General features: G+C 72.8%; 16 protein-coding genes and 1 pseudogene. 11 read left to right on the forward strand and 6 right to left on the reverse strand.

Going from position 1 to position 16061, the window contains the following annotated elements:
- Positions 1-21: 21 nt before the first annotated feature.
- The gene (locus tag WJ438_RS30540) at positions 22-1998 is read left to right on the forward strand and encodes a lytic transglycosylase domain-containing protein (protein WP_406728080.1); all 1977 of its coding nucleotides are present in this window, start codon (positions 22-24) and stop codon (positions 1996-1998) included.
- Here the strand turns inward: WJ438_RS30540 and hrpB are convergent.
- Positions 1920-4453: pseudogene (hrpB, locus tag WJ438_RS30545) on the reverse strand (ATP-dependent helicase HrpB). The gene WJ438_RS30540 and the pseudogene hrpB overlap by 79 nt on opposite strands.
- 4 nt (positions 4454-4457) lie before the next feature.
- The gene (locus WJ438_RS30550; protein ID WP_406728081.1) at positions 4458-5279 is read right to left on the reverse strand and encodes a class I SAM-dependent methyltransferase; all 822 of its coding nucleotides are present in this window, start codon (positions 5277-5279) and stop codon (positions 4458-4460) included.
- Between the two features lie 405 nt (positions 5280-5684).
- Here WJ438_RS30550 and rpsA point away from each other — a divergent pair, with 405 nt between their 5' ends.
- From rpsA to WJ438_RS30570, 4 genes are all read left to right on the forward strand, one after another.
- Positions 5685-7187 carry a 30S ribosomal protein S1 gene (gene rpsA / locus WJ438_RS30555; protein WP_406728082.1) on the forward strand — a complete coding sequence of 501 codons (1503 nt, stop codon included), beginning with the start codon at positions 5685-5687 and terminating at the stop codon, positions 7185-7187.
- Positions 7188-7459: 272 nt separating this feature from the next.
- Complete coding sequence (locus tag WJ438_RS30560) at positions 7460-8398, forward strand: PAC2 family protein (protein WP_406728083.1); 939 nt, start codon at positions 7460-7462, stop codon at positions 8396-8398.
- 106 nt (positions 8399-8504) lie between these two features.
- On the forward strand, positions 8505-9125 hold the full coding sequence (gene coaE / locus WJ438_RS30565; protein WP_406728084.1) for a dephospho-CoA kinase: 621 nt from the start codon (positions 8505-8507) through the stop codon (positions 9123-9125).
- Positions 9126-9175: 50 nt separating this feature from the next.
- Entirely contained in the window at positions 9176-9556 is a 381-nt protein-coding gene (locus WJ438_RS30570) for a tetratricopeptide repeat protein (RefSeq protein WP_406728085.1), read from the forward strand.
- 28 nt (positions 9557-9584) lie between these two features.
- Here the strand turns inward: WJ438_RS30570 and WJ438_RS30575 are convergent, their stop codons facing one another.
- Positions 9585-9848, reverse strand: a complete 264-nt coding sequence (locus WJ438_RS30575; RefSeq protein WP_406728086.1) for a DUF6343 family protein — start codon at positions 9846-9848, stop codon at positions 9585-9587.
- 121 nt (positions 9849-9969) lie between these two features.
- Here WJ438_RS30575 and WJ438_RS30580 point away from each other — a divergent pair, with 121 nt between their 5' ends.
- Entirely contained in the window at positions 9970-10668 is a 699-nt protein-coding gene (locus tag WJ438_RS30580; RefSeq protein ID WP_406728087.1) for a class I SAM-dependent methyltransferase, read from the forward strand.
- Between the two features lie 47 nt (positions 10669-10715).
- Here the strand turns inward: WJ438_RS30580 and WJ438_RS30585 are convergent, their stop codons facing one another.
- A complete protein-coding gene (locus WJ438_RS30585; RefSeq protein WP_406728088.1) occupies positions 10716-11183 on the reverse strand; it encodes an RNA-binding S4 domain-containing protein in 468 nt (155 codons plus the stop codon).
- Positions 11184-11305: 122 nt separating this feature from the next.
- Here WJ438_RS30585 and WJ438_RS30590 point away from each other — a divergent pair, with 122 nt between their 5' ends.
- The 5 genes from WJ438_RS30590 (at position 11306) to pip (ending at position 15174) form a co-directional block, all read left to right on the forward strand.
- Positions 11306-11959, forward strand: a complete 654-nt coding sequence (locus tag WJ438_RS30590) for an ArsR/SmtB family transcription factor (protein ID WP_406728089.1) — start codon at positions 11306-11308, stop codon at positions 11957-11959.
- Positions 11956-12387 (forward strand): hypothetical protein, encoded by a 432-nt coding sequence (locus tag WJ438_RS30595; protein ID WP_406728090.1) that lies wholly within the window; start codon positions 11956-11958, stop codon positions 12385-12387. The genes WJ438_RS30590 and WJ438_RS30595 overlap by 4 nt, the downstream gene beginning before the upstream one ends.
- 115 nt (positions 12388-12502) lie before the next feature.
- Positions 12503-13279 carry a hypothetical protein gene (locus WJ438_RS30600; RefSeq protein ID WP_406728091.1) on the forward strand — a complete coding sequence of 259 codons (777 nt, stop codon included), beginning with the start codon at positions 12503-12505 and terminating at the stop codon, positions 13277-13279.
- A 34-nt stretch (positions 13280-13313) separates the two neighbouring features.
- On the forward strand, positions 13314-14069 hold the full coding sequence (locus WJ438_RS30605; RefSeq protein ID WP_406728092.1) for a uracil-DNA glycosylase: 756 nt from the start codon (positions 13314-13316) through the stop codon (positions 14067-14069).
- A gap of 37 nt (positions 14070-14106) precedes the next feature.
- Positions 14107-15174 carry a prolyl aminopeptidase gene (gene pip / locus WJ438_RS30610; RefSeq protein WP_406728093.1) on the forward strand — a complete coding sequence of 356 codons (1068 nt, stop codon included), beginning with the start codon at positions 14107-14109 and terminating at the stop codon, positions 15172-15174.
- On the opposite strand, the gene WJ438_RS30615 is transcribed toward pip, so the two are convergent.
- Positions 15081-15548 (reverse strand): GNAT family N-acetyltransferase, encoded by a 468-nt coding sequence (locus tag WJ438_RS30615; RefSeq protein ID WP_406728094.1) that lies wholly within the window; start codon positions 15546-15548, stop codon positions 15081-15083. The two genes, pip and WJ438_RS30615, sit on opposite strands and share 94 nt — an antisense overlap.
- A complete protein-coding gene (locus WJ438_RS30620) occupies positions 15545-15964 on the reverse strand; it encodes a RidA family protein (protein ID WP_406728095.1) in 420 nt (139 codons plus the stop codon). The genes WJ438_RS30615 and WJ438_RS30620 overlap by 4 nt, the downstream gene beginning before the upstream one ends.
- Between the last annotated feature and the right edge of the window lie 97 nt (positions 15965-16061).

Here is a 16061-nt window from a genome sequence, read left to right on the forward strand (position 1 = left end):
CCACGGGGAGGGGTTCACTCTATGGCGGCGCATTTCGGCAGGAGGCTGCGCAAGGGAGCGGCAACCACCGCCGTGGCGGCGGCCGCTGTGGCGGCCCTGTCCGCGTCCCAGGCTCCGGGTGCGACGATCGACGACCCGGGCGGACGGGCCTCCTCGGACGCCGCCACGGCACCCGAGGAGAGCGCCGACGGTCCCGGCGCGACCGGCAACTCGCCCTACTACACGGACCTGCCGCCGCTCAACAGCCCCAACCCCTCCCCGTCCGCGAGCACCGACCCGCTCACTCCGGGCGCTTCCGAGGCGGGCATACCCGCGACCGTCCTCGACGCCTACAAGAAGGCCGAGGCGGCGCTGCGCGAGTCCAAGCCCGGCTGCCACCTGCCCTGGCAACTGCTCGCCGCCATCGGCAAGGTGGAGTCCGGCCAGGCCCGCGGCGGGCGCGTCGACGCCGAAGGCACCACGACCTCCCCGATCATCGGCCCGCAGCTCGACGGCAACGGCTTCGCACTCATCCGGGACACCGACAACGGCGCGTACGACGGCAACAGCGCCTACGACAACGCCGTCGGCCCCATGCAGTTCATTCCGTCCACCTGGGAATGGGCGGGCCGCGACGGCAACGGCGACGGCCGCAAGGACCCCAACAACATCTACGACGCCGCCCTGGCGGCCGGCCACTACCTGTGCCGCTTCGGCTGGGACCTGTCCGACCAGGCGGACCTCAACAAGGCGATCCTCAGCTACAACCAGTCGACGGACTACCTGAACACCGTCCTGTCGTGGCTGGAGTACTACCGCAAGGGCACGCACGAGATTCCGGACGGCACCGGAACCCTTCCCGACGACCGCAGCGACGACCACGTCACGCGCCCCGCCCCGTCAACGCCGACGCAGCCGGGCACCACCCCGTCGGCCCCGGACACCTCGCCGAAGCCCAGTCCCAGGCCCGACAAGCCGGGCGGCGGCAGCAGCCCGAGCCCCAAGCCGTCGGCCTCGTCCCCGGGCACGCCGAGTACGCCGCCGAGCACGACACCGCCCACGACGCCACCACGGCCCAGCACGCCCCCCACGCCCACCGACACGGTGGACCACCTGGAGAACGCCGGCACGGGGAAGCTCACCGCGATGGCGGGCGACGCGTTCACCGAGAGGATCAGCACCCGCGCGGAGACGGGCGAAGGCAGGGCCGTCGCGAAGGTGCGGATCCGCTTCACCGTCCTCGGCGACACCGACACCACCTTCACCGGCGGTGAGAGCGTGGCCACCGTCGTCACCAACGGTTCCGGCGTCGCCGTGGCGCCCGCGCTCCGGGCGGGCGAGAAGACGGGCGACGTCACCGTCCGCGCCACCGTCGTCGGCCGCGTCGTCCCGGGTCTCGACTACGGGGCCACCGTCACCGAGCGCGCCGCCGACACCGTCGTGCGCACCGGTGACGAGGCACTGACCTGCACGCCGGGCGGCGAGTTCGCCCACCGGGTCGAGGTACGGGCCACCCACGACGGCGCCGCGGCCGACAAGGTCGCGGCCACCGCCACGCTGATCACGTCGGCCGACGACCCGACCGTCAACGACAAGGGCCCCTACTTCCAGGACGCCGACGGGAAGGCCGTCCGCACCCTGAGCGGCCTGGAGACGGACGCGGACGGTCTCCTGACGCTGCCGCGGCTCTACGCGGACGACACCACCGGCACCTTCCTGCTCCGCGTCACCACTGCGGGCGGCGCGACCCTCACGGTCGAACTGACCGTGGTCGCGGCCGAGATGGCGTCCCCCAGCCCCACCACCGGCGCATCGCCGGCCCGTACCCGTACCTGTACCGGCACGGTCAGAGGGCGCCACTCCACGGAGTGGCGCCCCGGAGGCCCGCGGTCGCCGCCCCGCGCGACCCAGGGCCGCGTCGGAGGCGGAGCAGGAGCAGGTCACCGCCTGAGCCGCGCGTTGGTGTGCCGGGTCGGCTCGGCCGCAGCCGGGTCCTCGGGCCACGGATGCCGGGGATAGCGACCGCGCAGCTCGGCCCGTACACCCTTGTACCCGCCCTTCCAGAAGGAGGCGAGGTCGGAGGTGACGGCGGCGGGCCGCCCGGCAGGGGAGAGCAGATGCACCAGCAGAGGCACCCCGGCCACTTGCGGCGACTCCTGGAGCCCGAACATCTCCTGGAGTTTCACCGCGAGCACCGGCCGCCCGGGGTCGGAGTAGTCGATCCGGATCGCGGACCCACTGGGTACGGTGATCCGCTCGGGGGCCAGCTCGTCCAGCCGGGCGGCCTCCCCGGACGCCCACGGCAGCAGCCGGCCGAGGGCCTGGCCGGCGTCGATCCGCGCCAGGTCGGCCCGGCGCCGGGCGCGGCTCAGCTCGGGCTCCAGCCACTCCTCCACGCGCGCGTGGAGCGCCTCGTCGGACACATCGGGCCAGGGATCGCCGAGCCGGCCGTGCAGGAAGGCCAGCCGCTGTCGCAGCACGGCCGCTCCCGTCGGCCACCGCAGCAGCCCGAACCCCTCCCGCCGCAGCCCGTCCAGCAGCGCGGCCCGCACGAGGGCGGGCCCCGCGTCGAGGCGGGGCCGTACCGCCAGCTCCACCGCCCCCAGCCGCTCGACACGGCGGGCGACGACATCGCCGTCGGCCCAGTGCACCTCCTCGCGTGTCTCCAGCAGGGCCCCGGCCGCCCACCGCGCGGTCTCCTCGTCGACGACCGCGCCGAGCTGCACGCGCGCGTGCCCCCGTCCCACCGGCCGGTCGGCGGCGGCGACCGCGATCCAGGGAGCGCCCCGCAGCCCGGTGCCCTCGCCGGCCTCGGCACGCGTCCCGGACACCATCAGATACGAACCGCCCTCCGCGCGGGCGATCCGCTCGGGAAACGCGAGCGCGGCCACCAGCCCGACACGGGCGCCCTCCCCGCCCTCCGTTCCCCCGTCGGCACAGGCGGCGTGGCGTGGACGCCTTCCGGGGAGATCTCCGAGGCGAGGGACCGCAGTCGGCGCACCTCCGTCCGCCACCGCTGTGCGTAGGCGTCTCCCCTGCGCCGCGCGGCGCGCAGCACCTCGGCGAGGTCGTCCCCGTAGCTCCGCGGTGCCTCCTCGCCGATCAGCGCGACCACTTCGGCGGCGAGTGCGCGGCCCACGGCCGGTGTCGCGTCCAGCAGCGCCCGCCCCAGCCGGGGATGCAGACCCAGCCGGGCGAGCCGGGTGCCCCGCTCGGTGGCCCGCCCGTCGGCGCCGACGGCCCCGATCGCCGTCAGGACGGCCCCGGCCGCCGCCATCGCCCCGCGCGGCGGCGGATCGAGCAGCGCGAGCCCGGAGGCGTCCGGATCGCCCCAGCAGGCCGCCTGCAGCGCGAACGCCGTCAGGTCGGCCACCTTGATCTCGGGGGAGGGGAACCGGGGCAGCCGCGCGTCCTCGGCCTCCGCCCAGCACCGGTACACCGCACCCGGCGCCTCACGCCCGGCCCGCCCCGCCCGCTGCCTGCCCGTCGCCTGCGAGGCCCGTACCGTCGTCAGCGCGCTCAGCCCGCGTGCGTGGTCGACGCGGGGCTCACGCGCGAGTCCCGCGTCCACGACCACCCGGACCCCTGGCACCGTCAGCGACGACTCCGCCACCGAGGTCGCCAGCACCACCCGGCGCCGCTGCCCGGGTGCCAGCACCGCGTCCTGCACCGCCGCCGGCGCCCGCCCGTGGACCTGGAGCACCTCGACCTCTCCGAGCTGGCCCAGCTGCCCGGCGACCCGGGCGATCTCGCCCACCCCGGGCAGGAACGCCAGGACGTCGCCTTCCCGTTCGGCCAGCGCACGCCGGACCACCGACGCCACATGCGCCAGCAGCACCGGGTCGACCCGCATGCCGTGCGGCGGCCGTACCGGCCGGGCGGGAGGGGCCCACACCACCTCCACCGGATGGGCCGTGCCGTGCGCCTCGACCACAGGCGCGTCGCCCAGCAGCCGCGCCCAGCCCGCCGCGTTGGTCGTCGCCGACGCGGCCACCAGACGCAGCTCCGGCCGCAGGGTCTCGCGCACGTCCCACAGGAACGCCGCCGCCGTGTCCGCGTCCAGATGCCGCTCGTGGCACTCGTCGAGCACCACCGCGTCCACCCCGGTCAGTTCCTGGTCCCGCTGCAGCCGCTGCAGGAGCACGCCGGTCGTGACGACCTCCACGCGCGTGTGCCGCCCGACCGCCCGCTCCCCGCGCACCGTGAAACCCACGGACTCGCCGGCCTTCTCGCCCAGCAGCCAGGCCATCCGCCGGGCCGCCGCCCGCGCCGCGATCCGCCGGGGCTCGGCGACCACCACCCGCCGCGCGGGCCCGCCGCCGACCAGCCCGGCCAGCACCAGCGGCACGAGGGTCGTCTTGCCGGTGCCGGGCGGTGCGACGAGGACGGCGGTGCCGTGCGCCTCCAGAGCGCCGGTCAGCGAGGGAAGGGCCTCGCGCACCGGGAGGGCGCCGAGAGCGTCGTAACGGATCACACACTCAGTCTCGTACGCACACGAAGATCGCCGTGCCCGGGATCAGGCGGCCGCGCAGCGGGGACCAGCCGCCCCACTCGGAGGTGTTCCACTCCGGCCACTCCGGCTCCACCAGGTCCACCAGGCGAAAGCCCGAGGCGGTGATGTCGCGGACACGGTCGCCCAGCGTCCTGTGGTGCTCGACGTACACGGCGCGGCCCCGCTCGTCCTGCTCGACGTAGGGCGTGCGGTCGAAGTAGGACCCGGAGACGCTCAGTCCCTCCGGGCCGGGTTCGTCCGGGAACGCCCAGCGGACCGGGTGCGTGACGGAGAAGACGAACCGGCCTCCGGGCCGCAGCACCCGGCGCACCTCGCGCAGTACCACCCGCGGGTCGGCGACGAAGGGCAGCGCCCCGTACGCCGAGCAGGCCAGGTCGAAGGAGCCGTCCGCGAACGGCAGGGCGCCCGCGTCGGCGCACACCAGCGGAAACGGGCCCCCGATGCGCAGCGCGTGCTGCAACTGCCGGTGCGAGATGTCCAGGGCCACCGGGCGCGCGCCCTGCGCGGCCAGCCAGCGCGAACACTGGGCCGCGCCGGCGCCGAGCTCCAGGACGTCGCGGTCCTTCAGGTCCTCCGGCGGGCCGAGCAGTTCGGCCTCCACCTCGTCCAGCCCCTCGGGGCACCACACGAAGCGGTCGTCGCCGAGGAACGTGCCGTGCTCGACCTGGTACTCGTCCGCGTTGCGGTCCCACCAGCCCCGGTTGGCGCGGGAGCTCTCGGTGACGCCGGCGTCCCGTCGGGTCGCCTCGGGTTCGGTCGCTTCGGGCTCTTGGATGATCGGCTCCATCGTCGTACTCTTCCGTCCAGTTGCCCCGGCTGTCGCCACAGGGGGCGCGCGGGGTCCCGTGTGGCGCGGGGTCCCGCGTGGCCTCGAGGCGGCATCTGACATGCGGCTCTACCCCCAGGAGGGGGAATTGTGCCGGTTATGCGACGATCCGCCCCGGGTGGGGGCTTCGCGCATTGACCCTGCCCGGCTGCCCCCGTATGCTACAAGTTGCGCTGCGGGCCTGCGCGCCTCAGACGTAGCAGGCTGCGCTCGCATCTGTTGTATGTCCCCTCGGTTCTCGAGGCGCCGCCGGGTCACCCGGTGTCTGGAACGGCGCTTCTTTTGCTGTCCGGCTTCTGCAGAGCGAAACGGGCTCCGGCGTAGCAGTACCTACGATTCACTGTCCGTACCGGAGCCCTTTCCCACATGACGAGCAGCACCGAGACCACCGCCACCACCCCGCAGGTTGCGGTCAACGACATCGGTAACGAGGAAGCCTTCCTCGCCGCGATCGACGAGACGATCAAGTACTTCAACGACGGCGACATCGTCGACGGCGTCATCGTGAAGGTCGACCGGGACGAGGTCCTGCTCGACATCGGGTACAAGACCGAAGGTGTCATCCCGAGCCGCGAACTCTCGATCAAGCACGACGTCGACCCCAACGAGGTCGTCGCCGTCGGTGACGAGATCGAAGCCCTTGTTCTCCAGAAGGAGGACAAGGAAGGCCGCCTGATCCTCTCGAAGAAGCGCGCCCAGTACGAGCGCGCCTGGGGCACCATCGAGAAGATCAAGGAAGAGGACGGCATCGTCACCGGTACCGTCATCGAGGTCGTCAAGGGTGGTCTCATCCTCGACATCGGCCTCCGCGGCTTCCTCCCGGCCTCCCTGGTCGAGATGCGCCGTGTCCGCGACCTCCAGCCCTACGTGGGCAAGGAGCTCGAGGCGAAGATCATCGAGCTGGACAAGAACCGCAACAACGTGGTCCTGTCCCGCCGTGCCTGGCTGGAGCAGACCCAGTCCGAGGTCCGCCAGACGTTCCTCACCACCCTCCAGAAGGGTCAGGTCCGTTCCGGCGTCGTCTCCTCGATCGTCAACTTCGGTGCCTTCGTGGACCTGGGTGGCGTCGACGGCCTGGTGCACGTCTCCGAGCTGTCCTGGAAGCACATCGACCACCCCTCCGAGGTCGTCGAGGTCGGTCAGGAAGTCACCGTCGAGGTTCTCGACGTCGACATGGACCGCGAGCGTGTCTCCCTGTCGCTGAAGGCGACCCAGGAAGACCCGTGGCAGCAGTTCGCCCGCACCCACCAGATCGGCCAGGTCGTGCCCGGCAAGGTCACGAAGCTGGTTCCGTTCGGTGCGTTCGTCCGCGTGGACGAGGGCATCGAGGGTCTGGTCCACATCTCCGAGCTGGCCGAGCGCCACGTGGAGATCCCGGAGCAGGTCGTCCAGGTCAACGACGAGATCTTCGTCAAGGTCATCGACATCGACCTCGAGCGCCGTCGCATCAGCCTCTCGCTGAAGCAGGCCAACGAGGCCTTCGGTGCCGACCCGTCGGCGGTCGAGTTCGACCCGACCCTGTACGGCATGGCCGCGTCCTACGACGACCAGGGCAACTACATCTACCCCGAGGGCTTCGACCCCGAGACCAACGACTGGCTCGAGGGCTACGAGGCTCAGCGCGAGGCGTGGGAGACCCAGTACGCCGAGGCGCAGTCCCGCTTCGAGCAGCACCAGGCGCAGGTCATCAAGTCCCGCGAGGCGGACGAGAAGGCCGCTGCCGAGGGTGGCGACACCGCGGGTGCGGCTCCGGCCGCGTCCGGTGGTGGCGGCTCGTACTCCTCCGAGGGCGGCGACAACTCCGGCGCCCTGGCTTCGGACGAGGCGCTGGCCGCGCTGCGCGAGAAGCTGGCCGGCGGCCAGAGCTGAACGGCAGCAGGTGAGCGGTAACCATTGAGCGCACGCTCTTGGGCCGAGGGCCCGCACCCCACCGGGGTGCGGGCCCTCGGCGTGTCACCCGGCCGGTCCCGGCCCGCCCGGCCCCGGCCCTCCGGCCCGCCCGGTCCCGCCTTCCCGGCGCTGCCCGGGAGGGCGGTGGTAGGTGAAACCCCGGTAGGGCGAGGCCGATCGGAGAGGCGATCCGGGAATGCCGGTGCCGCGCGTCACGTTGTCCACTAGGAACACGAGGAGGAGCGGTCACGGTGCTTGATCCGCAGGGTTTGTACGCATGGGAGCCGAAGGGGCTGGCCGTCGTCGACATGGCGCTCGCCCAGGAATCGGCCGGACTTGTCATGCTCTACCACTTCGACGGGTACATCGACGCGGGCGAGACCGGCGACCAGATCGCCGAGCGGCTGCTCGACTCGCTGCCCCATCAGGTGGTCGCCCGATTCGACCACGACCGGCTCATCGACTACCGGGCCCGGCGCCCGCTGCTGACCTTCACCCGCGACCGCTGGACCGACTACGAGGTGCCCGCCCTCGAGGTGCGGCTGGTCCAGGACGCCACCGGGGCACCGTTCCTGCTGCTGTCCGGGCCCGAACCGGACGTCGAGTGGGAGCGGTTCGCCGCCGCGGTGCAGCAGATCGTGGAGCGGCTCGGTGTCCGGCTGTCGGTGAACTTCCACGGCATCCCCATGGGCGTCCCGCACACACGCCCGGTGGGCATCACCCCGCACGGCAACCGCACCGACCTCGTCCCGGGCCACGCCAGCCCCTTCGAGGAGGCGCAGGTGCCCGGCAGCGCTGAGGGACTCGTCGAGTACCGGCTCATGCAGGCCGGACACGACGTGCTGGGTGTCGCCGCTCACGTGCCGCACTACATCGCCCGTTCCGCGTATCCGGACGCGGCGCTGACCGCCCTGGAGGCCGTCACCGCCGCGACCGGCCTGGTCCTGCCCGGCGTGGCGCACTCCCTGCGCACCGACGCCCACCGCACGCAGACCGAGATCGACCGCCAGGTCCAGGAGGGCGACGACGAGCTCACCGCCCTCATCCAGGGCCTCGAGCACCAGTACGATGCCGCCGCGGGCGCCGAGACCAGGGGCAACATGCTCGCCGAGCCGGTGGAGATCCCGTCGGCGGACGAGATCGGGCTCGAGTTCGAGCGGTTCCTCGCGGAGCGCGAAGGCGACGGCTGAGGCAGGGCCGCCGCCGTCCGCCGCGGGCGGAGAACAGGGCTCTCGGTCCGCCCGGCCCCGGGTCCCGCCCACGTCGCTGCCGGTGGCAGGCCCTAAGCTTCGGGTCATGCTGACGGTGGGCCTGACCGGCGGGATCGGAGCCGGCAAGAGCGAGGTGTCGCGGCTGCTCGTCGAGTGCGGGGCCGTACTGATCGACGCGGACCGCATCGCGCGCGAGGTCGTCGCACCGGGGACGCCCGGACTCACGGCGGTCGTGGGGTCCTTCGGCGAGGGCATCCTCGCCGAGGACGGCAGCCTGGACCGGCCGAGACTGGGATCGATCGTCTTCGCCGACGCGGAGAAGCTCGCCGTCCTCAACTCGATCGTCCACCCCCTGGTGGGTGCCCGGTCCCGTGAGCTGGAGGAAGCCGCCGCCGAGGACGCCGTCGTCGTCCACGACGTACCCCTCCTCACGGAGAACGGCCTCGCTTCCCTCTACGACCTCGTGATCGTGGTCGACGCGAGCGCCGAGACCCAGCTCGACCGTCTCGTGGGCCGCCGCGGCATGAGCGAGGAGGACGCACGCGCGCGGATGGCCGCCCAGGCGACGCGCGAGCAGCGCCGGGAGATCGCGGACATCGTCATCGACAACGACGTCCCCCTCGAGACGCTGGAGCGGCGGGTGAAGGACGTATGGGCCGAACTCGTCCACCGGGAGCGGGCAGCCCGGCGGCCCGCGCAGGAATAGGCATCACCGTCCGGGGCGTTGAACCGGTTCGACGAGGGAAGGATGCAGCTGTGCCCGAGTTCAGTGGTCCGACCGGACGTACGCCGGAGACGCATGTCATCGACTTTCGTGCCGCCGAGCAACTGCTCGCTTCGCGGGACCCGCGGGGTGCGGTGAAGCTGCTCGACGGTGTCATAGACGCGTATCCGGAGAACACCGCGGCGCGGTTGCTGCGCGCGCGTGCTTTCTTCGCCGCGGCCCAGCTACGGCCGGCCGAGCTCGAGTTCTCCCTCGTCCTGGAGCGCGAGCCGGACAACGCCTTCGCACACTTCGCGCTCGCCCGTACCTACCAGCGGCAGAGCCGGCCCGACCCGGCCAGGCGCCATTTCCGGCTGGCCGCCGCGCTGGACCCGAACCCGGAGTACCTGAAGGCCGCGAGCTTCGACAGCTGAACGGCCCGCGCCGCCCCTGGACACACGGTCACCGCGTGTTTCTGGGTGGTTCATACGGGGGCACCTCGCGGCCCGGCTGATAGTGCGGTCCCTGACGGAGGCGCCGGACGACCACGATCAGATCGATCGTGACGATCAGCCACAGCACCCCGCACAGGAGAGCCCAGCCCGGGTGGCCGACGCGCACGAACGCCACCGTCCCGGCGATCGTCCACACCTCGCCCCACACACTCAGCCAGAACCGCATGCGCAGCGCACTGCGCGCGGTCCTGGGCTCACTGCCCGTACGCATCTCGTCACCACCACTCCTGACTTCACCGTACCGCCCGGCCGACGAGGACGGCGCCTTCACTCGGTCGAGTGAACCGGAGGAGAAGGGGAACGGGCTTGCGGATCCGGTCCGTTGGACGGGCATGGAGCTGAAGACGCGTGAGGGATACGAGGGGACGGGCCCCGGGGCGATCACCCCGGACGGCTGCGCGGTGGAGCTGTACTCGCGACTGCCCGTCGGTGACGAGCCGGACATCATCGCCGCCGCGGTTCCGGCGGGGGCGCGCATCCTGGAACTGGGCAGTGGTGTGGGGCGGATGACCCACGCACTGCTGGAGCGCGGATTCGAGGTCACCGCGGTGGACGAGTCCGCCGAGATGCTGGAACGCGTCCGTGGGGCCCGGACCGTATGCGGCCCCATAGAGAAGCTGCGACTGGACGAGGCGTTCGACGTGGTGCTCCTCGCGTCGTTCCTGGTGCACGCGGGCGACCCGGAGGTGCGGCGGGGACTGCTGCGTACCTGCGTGCGGCATCTGGCGAAGGGAGGATGCGTACTGATCCAGCGGGAGGGCGAGGACTACCACACGAATCTGCCGCGCGAGCGGGTGGACCCGGCCGGTTTCACCGTGCGGATCGTGTCGGCGGAGCCGGTCGGCGACGGGGTCGACTCGGTGCACGCGGAGTACGTGTTCCCGGACGCGGTATGGACACAGACGTTCCGGTCGCGGCGGTTGACGAAGGAGCAGTTCGAGGAGGCGCTGGGGGAGGCCGGCCTGGAAGTGGACCGGTATCTCACGGAGGACCGGATGTGGGTGAGGGCGGTGGTGCCGGAGACGCGGTGACACCGCTCATCCTGATCGTGGGCCCGCCCTGGACCGGCGCCGTTCGTTCAGGGGCGCGGCGCCGTGCCGCCGGGTACGCCCGAACCGCCCAGGCCGCGCAGGCGTTCCAGCTCGCGGCGGTCGCGCTTGGTCGGGCGGCCCGCGCCGCGGTCCCGGACACCGGCGGGGGCGACGGCGTCGCGGGGCGGGGGCGGCGGGGAGTTGTCGACATAGCACTGGACGGCCACCGGGGCGCCCACCCGCTTGCGGATCAGCCGCTTGACGACGACGACCCGCTCCCGGCCCTCGTGCCGCAGCCGCACCTCGTCACCGACGCGCAGGGAATGTGCGGGCTTCACCCGTTCGCCGTTCACCCGCACATGGCCGCCCCGGCAGGCGGTGGCAGCGAGGGAACGCGTCTTGAGCAGGCGCACGGACCAGATCCAGCTGTCGGTACGAACGGTCTCGCCGGCCTGCGGCCCAGCAGCCTCGGCAGCGGCCACAACGGCGGCGGTCTTCGGGTCCTCAGAAGCCATGGTCCCGACCTTAGCCCTCCGGGGCGGCCGAGCGAGAAGGGATTTCGCCGGAACCCAAGATTCCAAAAAAAGTTTTGCAAAAAAACTTTTGGAATATTGGGGGTCCGGCCTACGCTCGCCGCATGATGAGTGACGAGCAGAGGCGGGTACTGGACCCCGAGCGGGACACCGCCGCGCTGAAGGCGCTCACGCATCCGTTGCGGATCCGGCTGCTCGGGCTGCTGCGGCAGGACGGGCCGGCCACCGCCAGCGAGCTGGCCGAGCGGACGGGGGAGTCGTCGGCGTCGACCAGCTACCACCTGCGGGTGCTGGCGAAGTACGAGTTCATCGCCGAGGCCGAACACCGCGACGGGCGGGAACGGCGCTGGCGGGCCGTGCACACTCTCACCTCCTGGAGCAACGAGGCGATGGAGTCCTCGGCGGCGGGCCGCGCCTACGTCGGCATGGCGCGGCGGCGGCAGATCGAGTACCTGGAGGTGTCCCTCGTCCGGCACGAGGCCGACCTCGCCGCCGGGCGACTGGGGCAGGAGTGGGTCGAGCCGTCCGGGATCGGCGACCTGATGCCCCGGCTCACCCCCGAGTCGCTCGCCGAACTGTGGGACGTCGTCGACGGCAAGCTGGCCGAACTCACCGCACGCGACGCCGACGACCCCCGCGCCGCACGAGTCGTGCTCGTCACCGCCGGACTGCCCCTCGCACCCCTTGCCGATGCGCCCGCCGACCCGACAGTCTCAGCGTCCGCCGATGCGCCCGCCGACCCCGAGGGAACGTCGTGAGTGACGAGTCGCCGGAGATCCGGACGGCCCGGCGCCGCTACGTCACCGTCTGCGCGCTGTTCTGGCTGCCCCCGGGCCTGGCGATGGCCCCGCTGGTGCTGCTGTTCACCGAGCGGGGCATGGCCCTCGCCGCGATCGCGGGGTTCTACGCCACTCACTCCCTCACCGTGGCCGCGTTGGAACTGCCCACCGGAGGACTCTCCGACGTCCTCGGGCGGCGCCCCGTCCTGGCCGTGGCGGGCGGGCTCAACGCGATCGCGCTGCTGATCCATGCCCTCGGCACCACCGCCTGGGCCCTCGCCCTCGGCATGGTCTTGATGGGCACCGCCCGCGCACTGGCAGCGGTCCGGCGGAAGCCTGGTACGTGGACACCGTCCAGGCGTCCGCCGGCCCGACGCCGACCTGCGCACCGGCCTCGCGCGCGGTAGTTCCGCGACCTCCGCGGCGCTCGCCGCCGGCCTCCTGCTCGGCGGGGCCCTGCCCTGGCTGCTGGGCCGGGGCCCCGACCTCGGCGCACGCCTGGCCGAGGCGACGTCCCGGGCGGTGCTGCCCCTGTCCGTCCCCGTACTACTGGGTGCGGCGGTCGAGATCGTCCTCGCCTGCTACGTCCTGACCGCCCTGCGCGAGCCACCCCGGCCGCCGGCCACCGCGCGCTCGGTGCTGCGCGGCATCCCGGGCGCCGCCCTGGACGGAGTGCGCCTGGGCGGCAGAGATGCCCTGGTCCGCCGGATCCTGCTCAGCGCCGCCGCGGCGGGCGGCGCCCTGGCCGCGATCGAACTGCTCATGCCGGGGCGGGCCGTGACGCTGACCGGCGCCTCCGAGTCCGGAGCCATGCTGTTCGCCGCGCTCGCCTTCGGAGGGTTCGTCTGCGCGGGCGTCGGCAGCCACCTCGCACCCTTCACGGCCCGGGTCACCGGCAGCGGAGCGCGGGCGGTACTGGCCGGCCTCGGCACGAGTGCGACGGGGCTGGTGCTGCTCGGTGTGACCGCCGCCTTCCCCCATCCCCTCGCCACCGGCTTCGTCGTGGTCGGCTTCGGACTGGTCTACCTCGGGTTCGGCGTGGCGGGCCCGAACGAGAACGACCTGCTGCACCAGCGCGTCTCCAGCACCGGCCGGGCCACCGCGCTGTCCGTCCAGTCCCTCGCCCAGCAGTCGGTCGGCGCGCTCACCGGCGTGGCCGTGGGAGCCATGAGCCCCGGACCGCTGCCCTGGCTGCTGACGGCGGCCATGCTGCTCTCGGGAACTCTCCTGTGGCTGCGCGAGCCCGACCGGCCCGCCGTGACGACGGCGGCGCGCGGCACCACCCAGCCGGTGCCGTGAGCCCGCGGGCGGCGGTCCGTCCTACCGTGGAACCGTGGACCCCAGCGGCCTGCCCGGCCCACCCGACAGCCACGCCCTCGCGGACCTTTCCGACCTCGACCGGCGCATCGCCGGCTGCCGTGCCTGCCCGCGGTTGGTGGACTGGCGGGAGGAGGTCGCCCGTACCAAGCGCGCCGCGTTCGCCGACTGGACGTACTGGGGCCGGCCGGTGCCGGGATTCGGGCCGCCGGACGCCCGGCTGCTGATCGTCGGGCTGGCGCCCGCCGCGCACGGCGGCAACCGCACCGGCCGGATGTTCACCGGGGACCGCTCCGGCGACGTGCTGTACGAGGCGTTGTACGACATCGGGCTCGCTTCACAGCCGACAGCCACGCACGCCCGGGACGGTCTGGAACTGTACGGCGTACGCATCACCTCACCCGTGCACTGCGCCCCGCCCGCCAACAAGCCGACCCCCGGGGAACGGGACACCTGCCGGCCCTGGCTGGTCCGGGAACTGCGTCTGCTGCGGCCGACGCTGCGGGCCGCGCTCATCCTCGGTGCCTTCGGCTGGCAGGCCGCGCTCCCCGCGTTCACCGAGGCGGGCTGGACCGTGCCCCGACCCCGCCCGGCCTTCGCCCACGGCACCCACGTCACCCTGAACCCCCAGGACGCTCCCGCCGCCCTGCACCTCTTCGGCTGCTTCCACGTCAGCCAGCGCAACACCTTCACCGGTAAACTCACCCCCGAAATGCTCCGGGAGGTACTCCGCGCGGCGGCCGAGACGGCGGGGCTGCCCACGCGGAAATGAGAGGAGCCCGCGCGGCACGGTCCGCTACGGTGCCGCGATGGGGCTGTATCCGGAGATCGAACCGTACGACCACGGCATGCTCGACGTCGGTGACGGCAACCGCGTGTACTGGGAGACCTGCGGGAACCCGCACGGCAAACCCGCGCTGGTCCTGCACGGCGGCCCGGGAAGCGGTACGAGCCCCGGCCTCCGGCGCTACTTCGATCCCGCCGCATACCGCATCGTGCTGCTCGACCAGCGCGGCGCCGGACGCTCGACACCCCGCGCCGCCGACCCCGCCACCGACATGAGCGTCAACACGACCGCCCACCTCATGTCCGACCTGGAGCGGCTGCGCGCCCACCTCGGGATCGAGCGGTGGCTGGTGTGGGGCGCGTCGTGGGGATCGGTCCTGGGACTGCGGTACGCGCAGACGCACCCCAGGGCGGTGTCCGAGCTGGTGCTGACGGGAGTGGCCACCGGTTCCCACCCCGAAGTGGCCCTGCTGACCCGAGGACTGGGAAAACTCTTCCCGGAGGCCTTCGCACGCTTCGTCGGCGGACTGCCCGCCGACGAGCGCGACGGCAACCTGGCCGCCGCCTACAGCAGACTGCTGGAGTCCCCCGAGCCGGAAGTGAGAGAACGGGCCGCGCGGGCCTGGACCGACTGGGAGACGGCGACGATCCCCGCGCCGCCCGGCTCGGTCGGGCGGTTCGAGGACCCGGAGTTCCGCATGGGCTTCGCCCGCACCGTCACCCACTACTGGGGCCACGACCACTTCCTGGGCGAGGGAAACGACGAGGGTGTGGTCCTCCGCGACGCGCACCTGCTGAAGGGCATCCCCGGCACCCTGGTCCAGGGCAGTCTCGACTTCGGCAACCTCCTCGGCCTCGTCTGGCGCCTCCACCACGCCTGGCCGGACAGCGAACTGGTGGTGGTGAACGAGGCCGGGCACGACGCCGGAGCGACCGGGGACGACGTACTGGTGGCAGCGACCGACCAGTACGCGCGCCCCAGGACTGACGATCCGCCCTACGGCCGCCACACGTACCGCACGTCCGGCTCCCGCTCCTCGTTCCCGCTGCCGTCCGTCCACTCCACGGCCTTGAAGCCGTGCCGCTCGTAGAAGCGGTGCGCGGGCGCGTTGATCTGGAAGGTCGACAGGGAAAGGCCCTGCGGGCCGCGTTCCTTGGCCAGCGCGACGAAACGGTCACCGATCCCGCGCCCGCGCCATTCGGGGGCGAGGTACAACTGCTCCACCTCCTCACCCTCCAGCACCATCACACCGACGACACCGCCGCCCTCCGCCTCCGCCACCCATGTCTCGTGCAGCGGCACGAGGACGTGACGGAAGTAGCCGTACACCTCGTCGTCGGACCGCGGCCGGACCACGCTCGGCAGCGCGGCGGTGAAGGACCGCAGCCAGACGTCGGCCGCGGCGTCGGCATCGTCGGGCGAAACGGCCCGGCGCAGCGTCACGGCCCGGTCGTCGGCCCTCACGAGACCACCGCCGTCGTGTCCGGGACGACGGCCGTCGCGGTGATCTCGACGAGCTGCCCGGTGTAGCCGAGACAGGCCACACCGATCAGGGTCGACGAGTGGGGCCCGGCGCTCAGCCCGGACGCTTCCACCACGTCCCACACGGCGGAGAGCACCGCGGGCTCACTGCTCACGACGTACACGTCCGTCACCACGACATGTTGCAAGTCGCTGCCCACCGCGCGCAGTTGTTCCTCGAGGTTGGCCACCACCCGCTCGGCCTGCCGCACCGGATCGCCCTCCCCGACGAGTTTCCCGCCGGCGTCGAGCGGAACGGACCCGGCGAGGAACGCCAGCCGGGTGCCGGCCTCGACGACGGAGGCGTGGGAGTGGGCGGGCGGCGGGAAGAGACTCGGGACGGTGACGCGCTGGATCACAGGAGCTCCGGTCTTCGAGAGGGACGGGGCAGACGACCCACCGAGCATGGGGGCACACGACGCGCCACCGCATCCGTATTTCGCTCCGTCGCGCCTG

Source organism: Streptomyces sp. GD-15H (genome assembly GCF_045291515.1).
In the GTDB taxonomy this organism is placed as follows: Bacteria; Actinomycetota; Actinomycetes; order Streptomycetales; family Streptomycetaceae; genus Streptomyces.